The sequence below is a fragment of the Acinetobacter sp. BEC1-S18-ESBL-01 genome (assembly GCF_014169935.1).
Classification (GTDB): domain Bacteria; phylum Pseudomonadota; class Gammaproteobacteria; order Pseudomonadales; family Moraxellaceae; genus Acinetobacter; species Acinetobacter pittii.
Map to the genome: position 1 here is coordinate 1,579,205 of NZ_AP022302.1, position 20,123 is coordinate 1,599,327.

General features: G+C 38.5%; 22 protein-coding genes. 15 read left to right on the top strand and 7 right to left on the bottom strand.

What is annotated here, in order from left to right:
- Positions 1 to 7: 7 nt before the first annotated feature.
- The 9 genes from H7R46_RS07340 to H7R46_RS07380 all read left to right on the top strand — a co-directional run bounded on the left by H7R46_RS07340 (position 8) and on the right by H7R46_RS07380 (position 10,730).
- On the top strand, positions 8 to 2,788 hold the full coding sequence (locus H7R46_RS07340; RefSeq protein ID WP_005068838.1) for a nitrate reductase: 2,781 nt from the start codon (positions 8 to 10) through the stop codon (positions 2,786 to 2,788).
- Entirely contained in the window at positions 2,785 to 3,414 is a 630-nt protein-coding gene (locus tag H7R46_RS07345) for a molybdenum cofactor guanylyltransferase (protein WP_005068841.1), read from the top strand. The genes H7R46_RS07340 and H7R46_RS07345 overlap by 4 nt, the downstream gene beginning before the upstream one ends.
- A 148-nt stretch (positions 3,415 to 3,562) precedes the next feature.
- Positions 3,563 to 5,836: a molybdopterin-dependent oxidoreductase gene (locus tag H7R46_RS07350; RefSeq protein WP_032012619.1), complete on the top strand. Its 2,274-nt coding sequence runs from the start codon at positions 3,563 to 3,565 to the stop codon at positions 5,834 to 5,836.
- Between the two features lie 228 nt (positions 5,837 to 6,064).
- Entirely contained in the window at positions 6,065 to 7,105 is a 1,041-nt protein-coding gene (gene moaA / locus H7R46_RS07355; protein ID WP_080631082.1) for a GTP 3',8-cyclase MoaA, read from the top strand.
- Positions 7,106 to 7,360 carry a MoaD/ThiS family protein gene (locus H7R46_RS07360; RefSeq protein WP_005068848.1) on the top strand — a complete coding sequence of 85 codons (255 nt, stop codon included), beginning with the start codon at positions 7,106 to 7,108 and terminating at the stop codon, positions 7,358 to 7,360.
- Between the two features lie 3 nt (positions 7,361 to 7,363).
- Positions 7,364 to 7,849: a molybdenum cofactor biosynthesis protein MoaE gene (locus H7R46_RS07365; protein ID WP_005068850.1), complete on the top strand. Its 486-nt coding sequence runs from the start codon at positions 7,364 to 7,366 to the stop codon at positions 7,847 to 7,849.
- A 23-nt stretch (positions 7,850 to 7,872) separates the two neighbouring features.
- On the top strand, positions 7,873 to 8,796 hold the full coding sequence (moaCB, locus tag H7R46_RS07370; RefSeq protein WP_000799987.1) for a bifunctional molybdenum cofactor biosynthesis protein MoaC/MoaB: 924 nt from the start codon (positions 7,873 to 7,875) through the stop codon (positions 8,794 to 8,796).
- Entirely contained in the window at positions 8,796 to 10,031 is a 1,236-nt protein-coding gene (locus tag H7R46_RS07375; RefSeq protein WP_005068857.1) for a molybdopterin molybdotransferase MoeA, read from the top strand. The genes moaCB and H7R46_RS07375 overlap by 1 nt, the downstream gene beginning before the upstream one ends.
- Before the next feature lie 216 nt (positions 10,032 to 10,247).
- Entirely contained in the window at positions 10,248 to 10,730 is a 483-nt protein-coding gene (locus H7R46_RS07380; protein WP_005068860.1) for a winged helix-turn-helix transcriptional regulator, read from the top strand.
- Positions 10,731 to 10,746: 16 nt separating this feature from the next.
- Here the strand turns inward: H7R46_RS07380 and H7R46_RS07385 are convergent, their stop codons facing one another.
- Positions 10,747 to 12,135, bottom strand: coding sequence for a PLP-dependent aminotransferase family protein (locus H7R46_RS07385; protein ID WP_005068861.1), 1,389 nt, complete (start codon positions 12,133 to 12,135; stop codon positions 10,747 to 10,749).
- Positions 12,136 to 12,258: 123 nt separating this feature from the next.
- Here H7R46_RS07385 and H7R46_RS07390 point away from each other — a divergent pair, with 123 nt between their 5' ends.
- Positions 12,259 to 13,122, top strand: a complete 864-nt coding sequence (locus H7R46_RS07390) for a DMT family transporter (RefSeq protein WP_005068864.1) — start codon at positions 12,259 to 12,261, stop codon at positions 13,120 to 13,122.
- A gap of 2 nt (positions 13,123 to 13,124) precedes the next feature.
- On the opposite strand, the gene H7R46_RS07395 is transcribed toward H7R46_RS07390, so the two are convergent.
- From H7R46_RS07395 to tusD, 4 genes are read right to left on the bottom strand one after another with little or no spacing between them, the layout of a single operon-like run.
- Positions 13,125 to 13,436 (bottom strand): TusE/DsrC/DsvC family sulfur relay protein, encoded by a 312-nt coding sequence (locus H7R46_RS07395; protein WP_002115694.1) that lies wholly within the window; start codon positions 13,434 to 13,436, stop codon positions 13,125 to 13,127.
- Between the two features lie 18 nt (positions 13,437 to 13,454).
- On the bottom strand, positions 13,455 to 13,739 hold the full coding sequence (locus H7R46_RS07400; RefSeq protein WP_005068868.1) for a hypothetical protein: 285 nt from the start codon (positions 13,737 to 13,739) through the stop codon (positions 13,455 to 13,457).
- Positions 13,740 to 13,756: 17 nt separating this feature from the next.
- Positions 13,757 to 14,107, bottom strand: coding sequence for a hypothetical protein (locus H7R46_RS07405; RefSeq protein WP_002115699.1), 351 nt, complete (start codon positions 14,105 to 14,107; stop codon positions 13,757 to 13,759).
- Positions 14,108 to 14,151: 44 nt separating this feature from the next.
- Positions 14,152 to 14,520 (bottom strand): sulfurtransferase complex subunit TusD, encoded by a 369-nt coding sequence (tusD, locus tag H7R46_RS07410; RefSeq protein WP_002115623.1) that lies wholly within the window; start codon positions 14,518 to 14,520, stop codon positions 14,152 to 14,154.
- Positions 14,521 to 14,585: 65 nt separating this feature from the next.
- Between tusD and galE the strand changes: the two genes are divergently transcribed.
- Together galE and fumC are read left to right on the top strand one after the other, a co-directional pair.
- Positions 14,586 to 15,593: a UDP-glucose 4-epimerase GalE gene (galE, locus tag H7R46_RS07415; RefSeq protein ID WP_005068872.1), complete on the top strand. Its 1,008-nt coding sequence runs from the start codon at positions 14,586 to 14,588 to the stop codon at positions 15,591 to 15,593.
- 116 nt (positions 15,594 to 15,709) lie between these two features.
- Positions 15,710 to 17,104 carry a class II fumarate hydratase gene (gene fumC, locus H7R46_RS07420; protein ID WP_005068873.1) on the top strand — a complete coding sequence of 465 codons (1,395 nt, stop codon included), beginning with the start codon at positions 15,710 to 15,712 and terminating at the stop codon, positions 17,102 to 17,104.
- Positions 17,105 to 17,201: 97 nt separating this feature from the next.
- Here the strand turns inward: fumC and H7R46_RS07425 are convergent, their stop codons facing one another.
- Positions 17,202 to 17,495, bottom strand: a complete 294-nt coding sequence (locus H7R46_RS07425) for a hypothetical protein (RefSeq protein WP_005068874.1) — start codon at positions 17,493 to 17,495, stop codon at positions 17,202 to 17,204.
- A 175-nt stretch (positions 17,496 to 17,670) separates the two neighbouring features.
- On the opposite strand from H7R46_RS07425, the gene H7R46_RS07430 reads away from it, so the two are divergent.
- On the top strand, positions 17,671 to 18,372 hold the full coding sequence (locus H7R46_RS07430; protein ID WP_005068876.1) for an alpha/beta fold hydrolase: 702 nt from the start codon (positions 17,671 to 17,673) through the stop codon (positions 18,370 to 18,372).
- Here the strand turns inward: H7R46_RS07430 and H7R46_RS07435 are convergent.
- Positions 18,367 to 18,630 carry a hypothetical protein gene (locus tag H7R46_RS07435; RefSeq protein ID WP_005068877.1) on the bottom strand — a complete coding sequence of 88 codons (264 nt, stop codon included), beginning with the start codon at positions 18,628 to 18,630 and terminating at the stop codon, positions 18,367 to 18,369. The genes H7R46_RS07430 and H7R46_RS07435 overlap by 6 nt on opposite strands.
- Before the next feature lie 228 nt (positions 18,631 to 18,858).
- Here H7R46_RS07435 and H7R46_RS07440 point away from each other — a divergent pair, with 228 nt between their 5' ends.
- Both H7R46_RS07440 and H7R46_RS07445 read left to right on the top strand, forming a co-directional pair.
- The gene (locus tag H7R46_RS07440; protein WP_005068879.1) at positions 18,859 to 19,302 is read left to right on the top strand and encodes a BLUF domain-containing protein; all 444 of its coding nucleotides are present in this window, start codon (positions 18,859 to 18,861) and stop codon (positions 19,300 to 19,302) included.
- 241 nt (positions 19,303 to 19,543) lie between these two features.
- Positions 19,544 to 20,035: a hypothetical protein gene (locus tag H7R46_RS07445; RefSeq protein ID WP_005068881.1), complete on the top strand. Its 492-nt coding sequence runs from the start codon at positions 19,544 to 19,546 to the stop codon at positions 20,033 to 20,035.
- Positions 20,036 to 20,123: the final 88 nt, after the last annotated feature.

The window sequence follows — 20,123 nt, forward strand, 5'->3', positions numbered from 1 at the left end:
AGCAGTTATGAATAGTATTCCAAGCGTTGAAGTCGATAGCTCCGATCATGTTGCAAAAACAATCAAAACAACATGTCCATATTGTGGGGTGGGTTGCGGTGTTAGCGTAAACGTCCAACAAAAACCTCAAGGACCTCTGGTACAAGTTGAGGGGGATGCTGAGCATCCTTCCAACTTTGGACGCTTATGTATTAAAGGTAGCCGTCTTGCGGATACTTTAGGGTTAGAAACACGTGTTTTACAACCAATGATGGGGCGCAAAGCTGATCGGGTGGTAACGACATGGGATGCGGCAATCAATAAAATTGCTGATAAATTCCAATCTTGTATCGATCAATATGGTCGTGACAGCATCGCATTTTATGTTTCAGGTCAGCTTTTGACTGAAGACTATTATGTGGTGAATAAGTTTGTAAAAGGCTATTTGGGTACTGCAAATATAGATACCAACTCACGCCTTTGCATGTCATCTGCGGTGGCAGGCCACAAACGGAGTTTCGGTGAAGATATTGTGCCTGCAAGTTATGAAGATTTTGAACATGCAGACATGTTGGTTTTGGTCGGATCTAATACTGCATGGTGCCATCCGGTGCTGTATCAGCGGATTATGCAGGCTAAAAGCCAAAATCCGGATATGTTTGTGGTGGTAATTGACCCACGTTTTACCAGTACCTGTGAACAAGCGGATTTACATTTACCGATTTTACCGGGCCAAGATGTCGCATTGTTTAACGGTCTATTCCAATATCTATATCAAAATGGTCATGCCGATCAGGCATTTGTAGAGGCTTATACCGAAGGTCTGCAAGATGTTTTGGAAAGCAGTGAGCCAGAAACTGATATTGAATATGTGGCAAAACGTACGGGAATTGCACTCGATAAATTACAGCAGTTTTTTGAGAAATTTGCTCAAACTGAAAAAGTAATTACCCTATTTTCAATGGGTGTGAATCAATCAAGTCAGGGCGTAAATAAGGCCAACAGTATTATTAATTGTCATTTACTAACAGGCAAAATTGGTAAGCTCGGCGCCGCACCATTTTCAATGACAGGCCAACCCAATGCGATGGGTGGTCGAGAAGTCGGTGGCTTAGCCAATATGTTGGCTGCGCACATGGACTTAGATAATCCACTACATCAAAAAGTTGTTCAAACTTTCTGGGACAGCCCATTTATTGCAACTCAAGCTGGCTTAAAAGCAGTGGATTTATTTAATGCGGTTGAAGCCGGAAAAATTAAAGCCATCTGGATTATGGCAACCAATCCAGTCGTGAGTTTGCCAGATGCCGATCAGGTGAAACGTGCATTAGAGAAATGTGAATTGGTCGTTGTGTCAGATATCTGTACCGATACGGATACTACAGCTTACGCCGATATTTTGCTTCCAGCTTTAGGTTGGGGCGAAAAAGATGGAACCGTTACTAACTCTGAGCGTCGTATTTCACGTCAGCGCGCATTCTTACCTGCGCTGGGTGAAGCAAAAGCAGACTGGTGGTCTGTTAGCCAAGTCGCGAAAAAATTAGGGTTTAATGGTTTTGATTTCACCACTGCTGTTGATATTTTCAATGAGCATGCAGCGTTATCTGCACAAGACAATGCAGACATAGATGCTCGTGAACAAAGTAATAATTTCCGTTATTTTAACTTAAAAGGCTTAATGAATCTGAGCGCTGTGGAGTACGACGCTCTACAACCAATTCAATGGCCAGTATGGGATAAAAACCAAGACGCTAAAGCCGTTCAACAATTGTTTGGCAAGGGCCAGTTTAGTCATAAAAATGCCAAGGCAAAATTGATTCCGACTGTTGCAATTGATCCGGTACATGCAGTTTCAGAAGATTATCCGCTCATTTTGAACACGGGACGTATTCGTGATCAATGGCACACCATGACGCGTACTGGTTTGTCACCAAATTTGACCAGTCACCGTGCCGAACCATTTTGCGAGATTCATCCGAGTGATGCCTTGAAATTTGGTGTACGTGATCAAGGCTTAGTAGAAGTTCGTTCGAAATGGGGCAGTTGTGTACTACGTGTGACCTTCTCATCGGGGGTGCGTCGTGGGCAAATTTTTGCACCGATTCACTGGACTGAACAGGTTGCATCCGACGCCCGCATTGGTAAAGTCGTTAATCCAGAAGTTGATGCAATTTCAGGTGAACCTGAGTTCAAACATACGCCTGTAACTATTCAGCCGTTCTATACCACTTGGCAAGGTGTGCTCTATATTCGTGAAGGATACGATTCGCATATTCAAGAATCGCTACATCACTGTGCATGGTGGACCAAAGTCAAAATGGTGAAAACCAATCGTTATGAACTTGCAGACCGCCAAACTTTTCATGATACTCAAAAGAATCTGAAAAGCTTTTTACCATTTGCCGATGAAACCTTTGAATGGTTAAGCATAGAAGATATCTCTTCACAACTGAGCCATAGCGTTATTTTGAAAGATGGCATTGTAATTGCAAGTCTATATATTGCACCGCCAGATTTATTGCCAGACCGTGATTGGGTAGCGAGTCTGTTTAAACGAGAACGTTTGAGCGCCTTGCACCGAAAAGCTTTACTAGCGGGTATGCCAATGTCGGCTACTAATAATGATGGGCCTTTAGTGTGTAGTTGTTTTAAAGTAGGTAAGAATAAAATTATCGACGTGATAAAAACACAAAACATTACCCATGAAAAACAGGTTACTGCATGTTTAAAAGCAGGTGGGAACTGTGGTTCATGTTTACCTGAGATTCGTGGCTTGATTAAAGCTTGCCAACAAGAGGTGGAAGTGTGAATAAGGGATATCCCGTAACTGATCTGGTCATTTTGGCGGGTGGACAAGCCCGCCGTATGAATGGTTTAAATAAGCTGTTGCAGCAATTTGATGGCGATACGCAACTACTCAAAATTCATCAAAAACTAAAGTCATCTGTATCTGAAATTTGGGTAAATAGTCATCGTGATTATTCGATTTATCAAAGTATTGTGCCTGATATTAAGTGTTTTCAAGATGATGCTTCCGGTTTTTTCGGCCCACTTATGGGCATGAAAAGCGCATGGTCACATGTAAAAGCAGATTATGTTTTGTGTATTCCCTGTGATGTGACGTATATACCTACGCAAGTCGTTGCGAAATTACACAGCGCACTTCGCAAAAATAAACAAGCTCAGGCAGCCTATGTTTCAATTAATGGGGATGCTTTATACCCATTTTGCTTATTAAAGCGTGAAAGCCTGATTACGATACGAGAGCAAATTGATAAACAACGATTAAGTTTAAAAGAGTGCTTTAAGCTTTTACATGCACAAGTCGCCGTATTTCAAAAACAAAACTTATTTTTTCATAGCATTAACTCTTTGGATGAGCTCCAACAATATAAACAAATCAATGCTTTTAAAGAGATATTTACCGCGAGTTAAACATTAGATTCTATCAATTTACAAACTAAAGTGATGTTATAAACAAATTTTAAATGATGCGTTCTTGACTATCTAATATATAAGTTCTATTTTGGAACTTGTTATTTTAATTCTAGCTAGATGTATAAAAATAAACGGAGCCAGAAAAATGATGGACGCAGCTCAGCAAAGTAAAACAGATGTGACCGCATGTATCTTATGTTCTAGAAATTGCGGTTTAAGTGTTGAAATTAAAGATAACCAGTTTGTCAAAATTAAAGGTGATCCCGAACATGCTTTTTCTCAAGGTTACATTTGTCAAAAAGCTGCCAGATTACAGCATTACCAGCAACACGCAGACCGTTTGACTACACCTTTAAAACGTCAGCCCGATGGATCATTTCAAGAAGTGAGCTGGGACGTAGCCATACAAGAAATTGCTGATCGATTAGTGCAGATTAGAGATGATTTTGGTGGGACTGCTTTTGCTTCGGTTGGGGGTGGTGGCCAAGGCAATCATCTTGGAGCAGCGTATGGTCGGCAGCTTTTGTTGGCCATGAAAAGTTATTATGCCTACAACTCACTTGCCCAAGAAAAAACGGGTGATTTCTGGCTCAATGGCCGCCTATTCGGTAGTCAGGCCTGCCATACTACAGAAGATGTTGAACACGCCGACTATGTACTTTTCATTGGAACAAATCCTTTTCAGGCCCATGGCATTCCCAACGCTCGAGACACGCTAAAACATATTAAGAAAGATCCAAATCGAACCATGGTGGTGTTTGACCCGCGTGTTACCGAAACAGCCAAACAAGCAGATATCCATGTACAATTAAAACCAGGGACAGATGCTTTTTTAATGTCAGCCATGATTGCGATCATTATTAAAGAAAAGCTTTATGATGTAGCGTTTATTGAGCAGCATACGCACGGTTTTGAAGACGTAAAAACAGCATTTAGCCGAGTTCCAATTGAAGACTATATTACCAAAGCAGATGTAACTGTCGATTTGATTTATCAGGTTGTTCGAGACTTTGCTAAAGCAAAAAGAGGCTGTGTACGTATCGATTTAGGTATTCAACATACTTTGAATACGACTTTAAATGGATATTTAGAAAAACTACTGTACTTACTGACAGGGAACTTTGGAAAGCAAGGTACTAATAATTTGCATACCATGTTTATTCCCATCTTAAGCGATACAGATGAAAGAAAGCCGAAATATCGACGTAGCGTTTACCATAAAATGTTCCCGATTTCCGGGTTTTTCCCGCCTATTATTTTACCCGATGAAATCTTAAAAGCAGGGGAAAAGCGAATTCGCGCAGTTTTTGTAGATAGCTGTAACCCGTTATTAACTTATCCTGATACACCAGCCTATGAGGAAGCATTTAAAGCATTAGATTTATTGGTTGTGGTCGATGTTGCGATGACGGAAACCGCTAGGCTTGCGGACTACATTTTGCCAGCGCATACCCAGTTTGAAAAATGGGAATTTACGGGCTTTAATCTTGAGTTCCCTAAGAATGGCTTTCATCTCAGACATCCTGTATTGACCGCTCAAACGAATACTTTGCCAGAAGCAGAAATTTATACTCGATTACTGGAAGCTATGAATGCTATTCCTAAGAATTTTCCAATTTTAGAAAAAATAGCTTCAGTCGATTCTAAAAAAACAGTTTATTTACCGTACTTGTCGGCATTAGGGCTTACTTTTGCACGAAATAAAAAATATATTCCTTTTGCTGCTTCAATTATCTACCGTACTTTAGGTAAGCAGTTAGAAAACTCAGCTGGTTCAGTTGCTTTTTTATTGCCGCTATCTATTCAATATGCTGTGTTACACAGCAAAGCGGTACGCCGTGCAGGTTATAAGGGTAATCCGTTAACACAAGGTGTCAAATTATTTGAGCAGATATTAAAGCAACGTTCAGGTATGGTGTTATCGCAACATGAATATGATGAAGTCTGGAAACTGGTGGGTTATAAAGATAAGAAAATACGTCTTGCGATTCCCGAGATGTTAACTGAGCTTGCAAATTTAAAAAATCATCAGGTTAACGTTGAAGAATTTCCATTCATACTTTTATCAGGTGAGCGACGTAGCTATAACGCCAATCAAATTTACCGTGATCCAGCTTGGCGAAAAGTAGATGCTGAAGGGGCTTTACGAATTCATCCTGAAGATGCAGAAGCCTTAAGTGTAGCTGTGGGTGATCAAATCAAATGTATCTCACAACATGGAGAAATTCAGGTTACTGTAGATTTTGATGAGGGAATGCGAAAAGGAGTTGTTTCGCTTCCACATGGTTATGGCATGCGCTTTCAAGGTGGGGAACCTATTGGACCACAATTAAACATGCTCATTTCTGGTGAGCATTGTGACCCTTTATCTAAAACACCGTACCATAAATATGTACCCATCCGTTTAGAAAAGTGCTAGAAATAAAGTAGGGCATATAAAAGGTTGACGCCGCACTGATTTTGTAAAGCTTTAAAGTTTAAACTAAAACGATACGGCCGAAATTTCAAATACACCCAAAAAGTTATGGATGATAAATAGAATTGGAACAAATTTTGCAATAAAGATCAAAGCACTACTAAGGCGCAATTTTAAAAGTTTAATTGCTCTTAATGAGTGCTTGCAATATTTGAACTGTTCTCGATATGAGTGCAAATAATGAAACAATATCACTCTGAAACTGCGCCAATGCTTTTGCAAGATCAATATGGGCGTATCAAGCGAAAGTTACGTATTTCAGTAACTGATCGCTGTAATTTTAAGTGTGTGTATTGCATGCCTGAACATCCTGAATGGCTAAATAAACAAGATTTGCTTAGTTTTGAAGCGCTCTTTCAGTTTTGCAGTTTTATGGTGCAACAAGGTATTGAAAGCATCCGTATTACGGGTGGTGAACCATTAATGCGTCAAGGTATTGTTCATTTCGTTCGCGATTTACAAGCTTTAAAAGCATTAGGTTTAAAGCGTATTTCAATGACCACCAATGGACATTATCTTGCAAAATACGCTCAGCAATTAAAAGATGCTGGTCTAGATGATTTAAATATTAGTTTAGATAGCTTAGATCCTGTTCAGTTTAAAGAGCTCACTAAGAAAAAGTTAGAACCAGTTCTTGAGGGTATTCAAGCTGTAAAAGATGCAGGGTTACCTTTTAAAATTAACTGCGTGTTAATGAAAAATAAAAATGACGATCAAATCCTACCTATGGTGAAATGGTCAATCGCCAATCATATTACGCTACGTTTTATTGAATTCATGCCACTTGATGGTGATGCACTCTGGTCAAATAAAGATGTGGTAAGTGAAGCTGAAATTCTACAAGCGTTGCAACCACATTATTCAGTACAAGTGATTGAGCAGCAACATGAGCCAGCGCGTCAATATCTACTTAACAATAGTTACGCGCTAGGCATCATTTCTACCATTACTCACTCATTTTGCCATCAATGTGACCGTATACGACTAACGGCACAAGGTGAACTCTATAACTGTCTCTTTGCGCCGCAGGGTTTAAATATTAAGCCACAGCTTCAAACGCTGGTAAGTAAACAACGTACACCAGAATACGATATGTATATCCAAAATTTAAAGAATTTGGTCCATCCTTATATTTGGCATAAAGCTAAAGGCTTTCATGCCTTACAACATCAACAAACCCGTAAAATCAGTATGCATATGCTTGGGGGATAAATGCAGCAATCTATCCAAATTAAAATCGAATCATTCGGTGCAATTGAAAAATTGCTTCCCCAAAATCTTTCGATCGTTTGTCCTACCAATATTTTAGTGAAAGATATCTTAGATCAAATTGTGACTTTACATCCGGAATGCACACAGGCTATGGAAAAATGTGCATGCGCTATTGGCGATAATGTCATAACAAGACAATTTGCCTTAAGTGAACCGTGTACTTTGGTTTTATTATCACCAGTTGCAGGAGGCTAAGCTATGCGAGATTTTGCACGTATACAAGAGCAGGCTTTAAGCCTTGATACCTTTGATCCTATTGAATCATTTCCTGAATGCGGTGGAATTGATATTTTTATGGGTACGGTTCGTAATCATCATGAAGGTAAAGCTGTTAAAGCACTGAAATATACCTCGTATAAACCGCTTTCTGAAAAAATGATACGTGAAATTGAACTGGAAATTGAGAAAAAGTATCAGGTATCTTATGTGCGAGTGGTTCATCGGATTGGGCATCTAGATGTCGGTGAAACAGCCATTATTGCAATTGCTTATGCAGCCCACCGCCGTGAAGCTTTTCAAGCATGCGAAGAAGCGGTTGAGCGGGTAAAACATGAAGTGCCTGTTTTTAAAGAAGAGTTCTTTACAGATGGCACGAGTCATTATGTAGAGGGCTGCTGTATTCGTAAGGATGCACCGCACGAACACAAGCATCACCATCATGCCGGCCATGAACACTCACACTGAAATAAGTTCGACTAGGATAAATAATGAAAAACGTAGGAATGAAGCCGGAAAGTTATCGTGTTGCTGAAGCACAAGCTATTTTATATGCACCACCGCACTGTATTGAATTATTAAGACAAGGGAATACGGAAAAAGGTGATGCATTAAAAACTGCACGTGTTGCAGGAATTTTGGCAGCAAAACGTACTGATGAGCTGATTCCTTTATGTCATCCACTGCCGATTTATCGGGCAGATGTTGAATATGAACTAGAACATGATTTTGTAAAGATCGTTGCTGTAGTTGAAACCATTGGTCCAACTGGCGTAGAGATGGAGGCCTTAACGGCTGCCAGTCTCGCAGGTTTAACCATTTACGATATGTTAAAACCACATTGTGAACCAGAAGAACTCTGGATGGACCAATGTAAATTGCTTAAGAAAAAAGGTGGTAAATCACACTTTAAGCGAGTTCTTCGTCAGCCTGTTTCGGCTGCGGTTATTGTGTTGTCAGACACCGTAGCAGCGGGTAGAAAGCCCGATACTGCCGGAAAATCTGTGGTTGAAACTTTAACCGAAGCAGGATTCGATCCAATCCATTACCAAATTTTACCAGATGAAGCGGATACTTTAAAAAACTTAGTGCTTGAGTTGAGCAAATCATATGCTTGCATTATGACGGTTGGTGGAACAGGAATTGGTAAGCGTGACATTACGGTTGATACGCTAGAACCACTTTTAGAACGAAAGCTAGATGGCTTAATGGAAGCTGCTCGTTCATTTGGACAAAAACGCACGCCATACGCTGCAATGTCGCGTGGAGTAGCTGGTTTTATTGATCGTTCTTTAGTGGTGACTTTACCGGGAAGCCGTGGTGGAGCAAGCGAATCAATGGCTGCTATTTTACCTGCCTTAGTCCATATTTTTGATGTTTGCCGTGATCTACCACATCCGGGAGGCTATGAGTAATGACTGGTTGTGGTGCAGAACGTGGATTGATTAGCGTAGATGAAGCAATTGAACTGATGAGTAACCGACCTAAAAAATTAGGTTCAATTCAGCAACCTCTTCAAAATAGCCTAAGTAGGTATCTTGCTAAAGAAATTTATTCAGAAATTAACCTACCAAGCTTTTCTCAAAGTGCTGTGGATGGCTATGCACTTTGTTGTCATGCCGAAGATTTAAATAATCAAAAGTTTCAGGTTACTGGCGAGATTCGTGCTGGAAGCGAAAGTCATGACATTTTGAGTGAAGGTCAAGCAATTCGTATATTTACGGGCGGCAAAATTCCTGAAGGGACAACGCATGTAGCGAGGCAAGAAATCGTATCGGTTGTTTCACCTCAAGAGATTTGTTTAACGGAGCATATACGCCCTCAAGCTGATATTCGTTTTACTGGCGAAGAAATCCAGCAAGGGCAGTTACTTGCGCAAGTTGGACAATTTTTGAATATTGGAAGTTTGGCTGCCTTAAGTATGACGGGTGTGCAAACTGTTGAAGTCTATCGTGCGCCGAAAGTCGCTGTTTTGATCACAGGTGATGAAGTTGCCGAAACAGCAGAAGATCTAGCTGAAGGTAAAATCTTTGATGCGAATGGCCCATTGCTAAAAGCTTGGTTTCAAGATTATGGTTTAGATGTTGAACTCACTCATGTAGCAGATGAGGCAGCACAGGTCACACAATATTTCGACCAATTAAAAGATACACATGATGTCATCATAACCACAGGTGGAGTCTCTGTAGGCGACTATGATTTTGTTCGGCCATGCGCTTTTGAAGTTGGTTTTGAACAGATCTTTTGGAAAGTAAAACAAAAGCCGGGTAAGCCACTCTTTTTTGCTGAATATTCTCAGCCTGAATCTGATCACCACTGTTATTTACTTGGGTTGCCCGGTAATCCTGCTGCAGTCTATGTGTCTATGCAGGTTTACGGTAAAGCATTGCTTGACACTTTACAGGGAAACTCGGCAGGACCAGATTGGTTTAGTGCGATTTTAGATCATAATTTAAAAGAAGATGCACGTGAGCGTTTTCTACGAATGCATGCCTATTTTGACAATGGACAACTCAAAGTTAAAAGTTTGGCAAAACAGCAATCACATATGCTCAGTAATTTAATGCAAGCCAATTGTCTGGTTCGAATTCCGGCAAGTGCAAAATTGGAAGCGGGTTATATATTGAAGGGCGTATTTATTTCAAATTAATAACCAGTAATGATAAATATAACTCATTATATAATTGAGTGAATTATATTTATTAAGCAATTTTAAATAATAACTTTTAATTTTTTATAATGAAAATTCGTTCCTAAGCTTGATAAGAAGTTATTTTAAGAATGAATCTTGCATAAATCGTATTAAGTGGTTTAGGGTATAAACAATAGGGCCATTAGGCTAGGAAATATCGAGGAACGCATAAAGATGAAATGGGACGACATCGGTGATCAACCTTGTTCGGTTGCTCGTATGCTATCAGTGATTGGCGATCGATGGACGATGCTAATTTTACGTAATGCTTTTATGGGAATACGCCGTTTTGACGATTTTCAAAAGTCATTAGGTGTCACTCGTCATGTCCTTTCGGATCGTTTAAAGCGTTTGGTTGAATATGAAATTTTAGTCAAAGCCCCTTATTTTGATCGTCAGGAACGCTTTGAATATAAATTGACTGATAAAGGTTTTGAACTTTATCCAATTATTTTATCTATGGCGAATTGGGCAGATAAATGGATGGATCAAGGTTTAGGCAAACCTTTAGAATATCGTCATAAAACTTGTGGTCATAAATTTGAACCAGTCATGGTATGTTCGGTTTGCCGTGAACCTTTACATGCAAAACAAGTTCAGGTTTCAGCTGGGCCGGGTTATTTTGCATATATGCAGCAAAAACAGAAACAAGCTTAATTTCTCTTATTGCCAACTAAGACTCTTGTTGAATTGCATCAGCTAGAGTCTTATAGATATGGTCATGATTTGACTGTGTTACATTAAAGCGTATGAATTGACCAGCATTGGAAGCTTGGCTAAACGCATTTCCTGGCGCAAGAATAACCTGATGATTAATACAATATTTTGCAATTTCTGAAGCTTCAACTCCCTTTGGCAAATGACACCAAACAAAAATTCCAGCTTGAGGCTTAATCCATGGTTTTATACCCATTGGTTCTAACTGAGTAATGGTATCGTGCATCGCTTTTGCTAATCGGACCTTTAATAATTCTATATGTTTACGATAAGATCCATCTGTTAAAGCACTTAATAAAACTTCAGCTGATACACCATTGTGAGAAAAGCTTGTGGCAATTTTCAGGTCAGTGAGCTGATCAATCCATTCTGGTTTAGCAATAACATAACCACAACGAATAGATGCGGATAACGTTTTAGAAAAACTTCCAATAAAGATTACACGTGAAAGATTATCCAAAGCAGCAAGCCGAGGAGCAGGGCTATATTCAAAATCTGAGAAAATATCATCCTCAACAACAATCAAATTTGATTGTTCAATAAGTTTTAATAATTGATGCGCCGTTGAAAGAGAAAGTACTGCGCCAGTTGGATTATGAATTCCTGAGTTGGTGATATAAAGACGTGGATTATAAGTTTCAATTGCTTCTTTAAATGCTTCTAAGTCTGGGCCAGTTGGTGTGTAGGGAACACCAATAACCTTGACTTGATGAACTTTAAGTAATGCATGAAAGTTAAAATAACAAGGATCATCAATGAGAACGACATCATCGGGCTTTAATAAAAATCGGCATACTAAATCAATTGCTTGAGTTCCTGAGTCTGTTAAAAGCACTTGATTAAGATTTGCATTGATACCTTTTGCTTGAGCGCGTCTTGCCAGTAAGTCACGTAGAGCGGGTAATCCTAATGGCGTTGAATAACCCATCAAACAATCATCTGGGCTTCTTGCAGCCGACCTTAATGCTTTACGAATACTATCTAATGGCATCCAGTCATCAGGTAGCCAACCGCAGCCAGGCTTAAAAACATCTGCTTTTGCTTCCAAGGATTGACGTGAAATCCATAATGGGTCGACTGAGCGATCTAATTTAGGGCCTAATTCGCTTAAAGAAAGAGGGGCAAGCGGACCAACAATATAAAAACCAGACCCAGTTCTTGATTCGATTTTGCCTAGAGCAATTAATCTTTCATAGGCTTCTACGACGGTTGAAACCGAAAAGCCAAGATCATTCGCTAATTTGCGTACAGATGGTAAGCGTGCTCCAGGCATTAAAGACCGATTTTTTATTTGTTGCTCAATCTCTGAAATGACAATTTCAATTTTGGTTTTGTTCTGTTTCACTGGCTTACAATCCGAACTGTACTGGTTATTAATGCATTACAGTTCTTTTGAATTGTACTGCTTTGTATCTGGTTTATTCACCTTAGCACAGCTTAAATTCTTCGTATAGTGACGGAGAAAATTATGAATAGGTTTATGAATGGCTGGGTGAATGGTTTTATTGGCGTGGCTATTTTTGCTGGGTCACTACCAGCAACACGCGTAGCCGTAATGGGGTTCGAACCGGGTTTTCTAACTGCGGCACGTGCGGCAATTGCAGGTATTTTAGGTCTTATTCTTATTTTGGTTTTAAAACAAAAGAAACCAGCCAAGCAAGATTGGTGGCCTCTTGCCATCGTCTCTTTAGGCGTGGTGATAGGTTTTCCTCTATTTACAGCGCTTGCCCTCCAATACATGAATGCAGCCCATTCAATTGTATTTGTTAGTCTTTTGCCGCTTGCAACGGCAATATTTGCTGTGTTGAGAGGTGGCGAAAAACCTAATCAATTTTTCTGGATATTTGCAGTCTTAGGGAGTGCGGTTGTCTTCGCTTATATGTTTTTGATTTCTGGTGATACCTCACTTGGGATAGGGGACTTTTATATGTTGATGGCGATCATTTTTTGTGGCTTTGGCTATGCAGAAGGCGGTGTACTTTCAAAAAAAATTGGTGGATGGCAGGTCATTTGTTGGGCGCTTATTTTGTCACTACCTTTTATGCTATTTCTGACTATTTTCTATATGCCAGCTTCATTTCAGAACATATCTACATCAGCTTTAGTAGGTCTTATTTATGTGTCTTTATTTAGTATGCTGATTGGTTTCTTCTTTTGGTACAAAGGGCTTGCGCAAGGAGGAATTGCTGCGATTAGCCAACTACAACTTTTACAACCTTTAATGGGATTAGGTATTGCTGCGGTCTTGTTACACGAACAAGTAAGTTGGTCAATGTTGGTGGTTACAGCAGCAACGATTTTATGCGTCGCTGCTGCTAAAAAATTTACTTAATTTTATAAACAATTTGCTGGTTTAGGGATTCCAGCTAAACGACTTAAATGACGCGCCACTAAACCAGTATTAAATTGTTGCTGTAAAACCGCATTATTAATCTCTGGACTGACCGTTTTCATTAAAAATTTAATGAGAGGACGAGTTGCTGGAGAGTGTCCAAACTGCTGATAAAACTGACGTACAGCCGCTAAAACTTCAAAATGCCAATCGGTGAGTTCAAGATCAAGCGATTTGGCAAGTTCTTGCGCAACTTCAGGATTCCAGATTGTGTAATCAACCAAATGACCATCTTGGTCTAATTCTAAATTCATGAAACCAGCCTAAATATATTATTTAAGAGAAATACAGCGATTAAACGTTAAAACCAGATCAGCAAATTGATCATAATCTAATACCTTCACCTGAGCTAAAGTATCCGTATCGATTAAATCTTTTTCGATGCTTAAACATGAAACAGATTCAAATGGTTGAATCATTTCAGCAGAAAGGTGTGCAGTTGCATCACCCATAAAAACAATTTGGTCACCTACCTGAAAAAGATTGCGTAATTCATCAATAATTTTCGGCGTAGAATGGTAAGAAGATTGCACAAGATAAAGTGTTGACGGATTCATTAAACTTACACCTTAATCTACCAATATAGAACATGATCAAAAGATTGAATAAACTCAGCATTCAACTGAACGAATTCAATTTCTTGTTCGGTTTTTTGTACAAGAGGATGCTGCTGATTTTTACATTCAATCAGAATAGGGCTCAAGTCATAGAACTCAAAACTTTCGACCATATTTGAGGCCACTTTGAAAGCCTGACGAAACTGATCAAAGCTCAAATCATTTTGCAAAAGACTAAGAGCTGCATCTTTCAATAATACTTTGACTGGTGAGCCAAAGGTTGCTAAAACCATAGTAGCAGAAAGGCTTTCATTGATTTGAAGACTGGTTAAATTGGCTTGGCTTAAAATGACGAGTACAGATTTCACACAATATACCTTTTAAAAGCAACAATCTAAGCAAACAAAGTAACTTAAAATTGAATAAGACGAGATGCTGACTGTACTGCATCAGCAAGTTCACCTAACCCGACAAGTTCAAAGTCTTTGGCAAGGTTGTGATGAGTAAGGTGATGACGACTGGCATTTTCTGCATCTGTAATACCACGAGCGAGGGCAGCACTCACACAAACAGGAAGACGAATCGCAAGCTTTTGCCATTCATGCGTTAAATTACGCTGGTCGTCAGGAACCCATTGAAAATCATTAGCAACCTGCACGCCATCTTGGTAAAAGAATACACGGAAGTCTTCATTTTTACTTTTGAGTGCCTGAGCAAGTCCTAACGCATGCCAAGCATGAATGGAAGTAGGAGCAGAGGTAATTAGTAGTAATGTACTCATTGAGAATTCACTATGGTCATACGTCTAAATGGGCGTAGATACATTAAGAGAAAGGTAAGTATACAATGATTTTAGTGACAGGTGGTTTAGGCTTTATCGGTTCACACATTGCGTTGAGTCTAATGGCTCAAGGGCAAGAGGTGGTAATCGTCGATAATTTGGCTAATTCAACCTTGCAAACTTTGGAACGGCTAGAGTTTATTTCTGGTATGTACGTTCCATTTGTCAAACTTGATGTACGTAATACACCAGCGCTAAATAAGGTGTTTGAGCAATATTCAATTGATGCAGTTATTCATACTGCCGGATTCAAATCAATTGAAGAATCTAACCTTAAACCTCTTGAATATTATAATGATAATGTTAGTTGTATCATGAGCTTGCTTCGTGCCATGCAACGTACGGGTGTTCGTCACTTCATTCATCTGTCTAGCCTTGCAGCTTATGGGAAATCTGGCTTGCAATTGAGTGAAACAGAAGAATTTAATTATGCTTATCCTAATCCCTATATTAAGTCTCAACAGATGATTGAAGAAATTATCCGTGATACTTATAAAATTGACCATGAGTGGAAAATTGCGATCTTACGATTGTCTAATATCGTAGGTGCATTTGAACATGGAGTACTCGGAGAGTATGTCGCTCAGCTCCCTAAAAATATTGTTCCGCTTGCGATGCAAGTCGCGGCAATGCAACGTGATTTAATTGAATTACAAGATCAAGCTGAAACGTCAGATCATACGACTGAACGTAGTTTTTTACATGTTTTAGATTTATGTGAAGCCGTCATTGCGAGCTTACATTGGCTGCGTGAACAAGCGCATTGTTGTGAAGCATTTAATATTGCACATGACCAAGTTCATTCAATTCGTCAATTACTCGATGAAATTTCACAAGTTACTAAAGCTGAAGTTCCTACACAATCAGCAATTTATAAACATGTCGAGTTAGATCAAGTTGGGGCTAATATTGAGAAAGCAAAAACCTTATTGCAATGGACACCGAAGCGCCCATTAAAACAAATGATCGAAGATGAATGGCGTTTTTATCAAAATACTTTAAATGGAAGATAGGATAATGATTCTTATTTACAATACTGGTATGCTTGAGTACGATATTCAAAATTAACTAGCCAGAGCAAACACTTGCTTCAGCCCGTGAGTTCTTTATTGAGATAACCGAGGTTTCTATGCAAACACGAATTGAACATGACACTATGGGTGAGATTGAAGTTCCAAATGAAGCATTGTGGGGGGCACAGACTCAACGCAGCTTACAGAACTTTAAAATCGGGCAGGAACGATTACCCCGTGCCATGATTCGAGCGATGGGTTTGGTAAAAAAGGCTGCTGCAATAACCAATGCTGAACTTGAACAACTACCACAAGATTTGAGTCAATATATTGTGGGTGCTGCTGAAGAGGTCATTGATGGCAAGTGGGATTCCCAATTTCCTTTAGTGGTCTGGCAGACGGGTTCTGGTACGCAAAGTAACATGAACTGTAATGAAGTGATTGCCAATATTGCAAACCAGAAATTAGGGCAAGCCTTAGGTGCCCAAAAACCAGTACATCCAAATGATCACGTTAATCGTGCTCAATCAACAAATGACTCATTTCCAACGGCCATTCACGTGGCAGCAAGTTTGCAAATTAATGAATTACTCATCCCTGCTGTAGAGCAGCTCAAAGCGACTTTGCAAAAAAAGTCAGATGAGTTTCAGGATATTGTTAAAATTGGCCGTACCCATTTGCAAGATGCTACTCCATTAACCTTAGGTCAAGAATTTAGTGGTTACGTATCGCAGCTTGAGCATGGATTGGTTCGACTACAACAAGCTTTGAGTGGCTTATATGAGTTGCCATTAGGTGGCACAGCGGTAGGTACAGGATTAAATGCACATCCTGACTATGCAGTAAAAGCAGCAGCTCAGCTTGCGCTACTTACAGGTTTACCTTTTGTAACTGCACCCAATAAATTTGAAGCTCTAGCAGGACGGGACGCCGCTGTTTTTGCATCAGGTGCATTAAAAACTTTGGCTGTAAGCTTAAACAAAATCGCGAATGATATTCGTTGGTTGGCAAGTGGACCACGTTGCGGTTTTGGTGAAATCCGTATTCCAGAAAATGAGCCTGGTTCAAGCATTATGCCTGGGAAAGTAAACCCAACACAAAGTGAAGCAATGACCATGGTTGTTGCGCAAGTGCTTGGAAATGATACGACCATTAACGTAGCTGGTGCTTCAGGTAACTTTGAATTAAACGTATTTATGCCAGTAATTGCTTATAACTTATTGCAGTCTATTCAATTGCTTGGTGATGCATGTAATAGTTTTAATGATCACTGCGCGGTGGGAATTGAGCCTAATCGCGATAAGATTGATCACTTCTTGCATAATTCTCTAATGCTAGTTACAGCTTTAAATCCGGTAATCGGCTATGAAAATTCTGCAAAAGTTGCAAAGACTGCGTATAAAGAAAATAAAACTTTGAAGCAGGTTGCTGTTGAGCTTGGTTTGGTCACAGCAGAGCAATTTGATGAAGTGGTAAAACCTGAAAAAATGGTTTCGCCAAATAGTAAGTAATTACTAAAAACAATGTAAGCGCTAATATTTATATAAAAGCCCTCATCTGAGGGCTTTTATAGGTAGAGACTAACTTATAGCTTGTATCTTGAAATTATCAAAGTAAGCCGTCTATGTATTCCCAACCATGAGATTTCATAGCTCCAAACTTCATTTTTAGCTCTTCTTTTTCGTACTCATGTATATCGCGTGCTAAAAGAACATGATACGAGTTAGATTCTGGTTCTATAGTTACTTCAATAATCTCTACTGGTTCAATCACTCCACTCTCAGTTAAACCAGAGTCTATAAAACACATTCCTTTTACAGGAATAACAGTACAATCATATTCCTTAGAAATAAAATAATTATTTGCTGAAGCGGAATACGTACGTGATGCTCTAACTTTCATATGTACCTCCTTCTCAAGCATAAAAAGGGAATGTTTTAGTCTGGCGTGCTTCCACAGTTATTTCTGTTTAATTTATATAGTGATTTTATTTTTTACTTCAATATTCTAATTATAGATTTTTTATTAGCATAAAATGCTGTTAGTTATAATTTACAAGTAAGGTATTAAAAAACTTATGAATCAAAAGCCAATTTCAGTTGTTTTAATTCCTGGTTATATGCTTGATGAATCTCTCTGGAATGAACTCATAGATGAAATGCCTAAAGAGTGGAATATATATAGAGCTACTTTAAAACAAGGGCAAACAATCAAAGAAATTGCTCAGAATATTGTTGAACATGCGCCACAAAGCTTTGTACTAATTGGATTCTCACTTGGAGGATACATTGCGAGATCTATAGTGGAGCAATTTCCTGAAAAAGTTAAGGCACTTATTTTAATAGCGTCTTCACTACGCTCGGATACAGAAGAACAGAAGAATCAAAAGTTAACTGCAATTAAATTTAACTCTGAGAAAACTTTTCATGGGCTAAGCTCAATATCGATTGAAAAAACACTTCATCCATCAAACGTGCATAATCGCGCTCTTGTAAAAAGAATCCAAGAAATGGGGAAAACTTTGGGTTATGAAGAGTTCGTCAAACAATCTATGTTAGATAGAAGCTCTTATGATATGAGCAAAATCACATGCCCAACTTTAATTATTTCTGGCGCTGATGACCAACTGCGCTCTAAGGAAGAAGTTATAGAATTATTGGATCAGTTACCCCATGCAAAGCTTGAGATAATTAAAAATACGGGTCATATGATTCCGATTGAACAGCCGAAAGCATTGGTTTCAGTGATTTTAACTTGGTTAAGTACTTATCTTTCATGAGGGCCTAGCTTTCGTTTTCTTCGTCAGAATCTTGATAATCTTGAAAACTTGATTGCCAAGTTTGATCTTTTGATGAATGGTTGCATTATCAAGCTGATCCCATAACTCAAATGGAAAAAACTCTGAACTATGATCAAATATCCATAACCATTGGTAGCTATTGTTAAGCGTATTCTTATCAAAACGAACATCTTGGACTTTAATAATCTTAAACTGTTTATGATGTTCGTCTTGAAGAATAATTTCATGATTCTCCATTAGACATCCATACATTAAAGATAATTTTCAATTGTACTAAAATTAATAGTGTCTAATTAACTTGTTAGGTTGGCATTAATTTACAAAAGATTTCGGGTTGTTAAAGTTTGTCACTTTCAAAAAGAAAATAATCTTTACTTTTGAAATACAAGGTTTTAAATAGGTTACATTGTAAGAAGAGGGGGGAGATGTCAGAATGGATATTAAAATCTATCTTCGAGTATCGCTATGAGTTTAATAGGCTTTATGTATGCAAGTAAAACCAATAGTGAACATAGTCAAATAAAACAAGATTTAATTGATATTCTCACAGAAGCTGTCAAATTCAATTCACATAATGATATTACAGGAGTACTTTACTATGGTAATGGATACTTCTTGCAGTATTTGGAAGGTGAGAAAGAACAGGTCGAATCGCTATTTTATAAATTAATTTTAAAAGATTCGAGACACCAGAACTGTGAAATCATCTTTTCAGAACCATCCGAACAACGGCTATTTAAACATTGGAGTATGAAATTTGCTCCCATTAACACGAAAATAAAAGAGTTCTTTCATCATCATCATGTTGATGAGTTTAATCCTTATTTACTTAACACTACATCTATTCCGTCTTTTATTGAATTGCTTGTAGATCAACCAAATTATAAAGTTGATCCATATCAAGGTTAATCGAAATCAAGAATTACAACGGTTTTTTGATACTCTATTTAAATTTAAGCTCTCTTCGGAGAGCTTTTTATCACAAAGACTGAAACTTTCACTAATTAATGGCGAATTGACGTTGAATAAGCCGTCATAATTGTTAAAATGCCCACCTTGTCCTGTTTTTATATTGTTTTTTGTTTTGCATTTATTTCGCAAAGTTAGAGATAAAATTATTAAAAACAGCTGCTTAGTTAAGGATTTTTGAATGCTCTCTATTTATTTAACAGATACCCAACAACACGTGCAATTTAATGATTATCCTAGTGATCAGCCGGTTAAGTTTCTGTTAAATCTTAAAAAGATTTTCCCAAGTACGGCGGATTTATTATTACCAGTTTTACCTGAAGATAATGATCTAGAAAACGTAACGTGGGAATCAACCTCAAAAGATTTTGAAGTTTTTAAAAAGCTATTAGCGGGATGGGGTGTTATTGAGCTTCGTTTAAATGCAATTACTGCTTATAAAGATAAAAACTTTGCAAATGAGCTAGTGAAACAAGCTCAAGCGAAACGTAAGAAAACAGCGCAAAAAAATCATCAGCTTTCTTTAGTTGCTTTGGATTATATTTTTATGCACGAAGTTCATGCATTGATTGATGCTGAGCTGGTCACTATTGGTGAAAAATTCTACTTACCAACCTTGCGTGAGCAATGGAAGGGTACGGTTTCAGACCAAGTGCTTAACGGTAAACTCTAATTTAAGTGTAAAAGGTGGATTTATAAAAATTCACCTTTTTTATTTTCTAATTAAATCAGTATTTTATAATTTTAAGATTGCTTATACA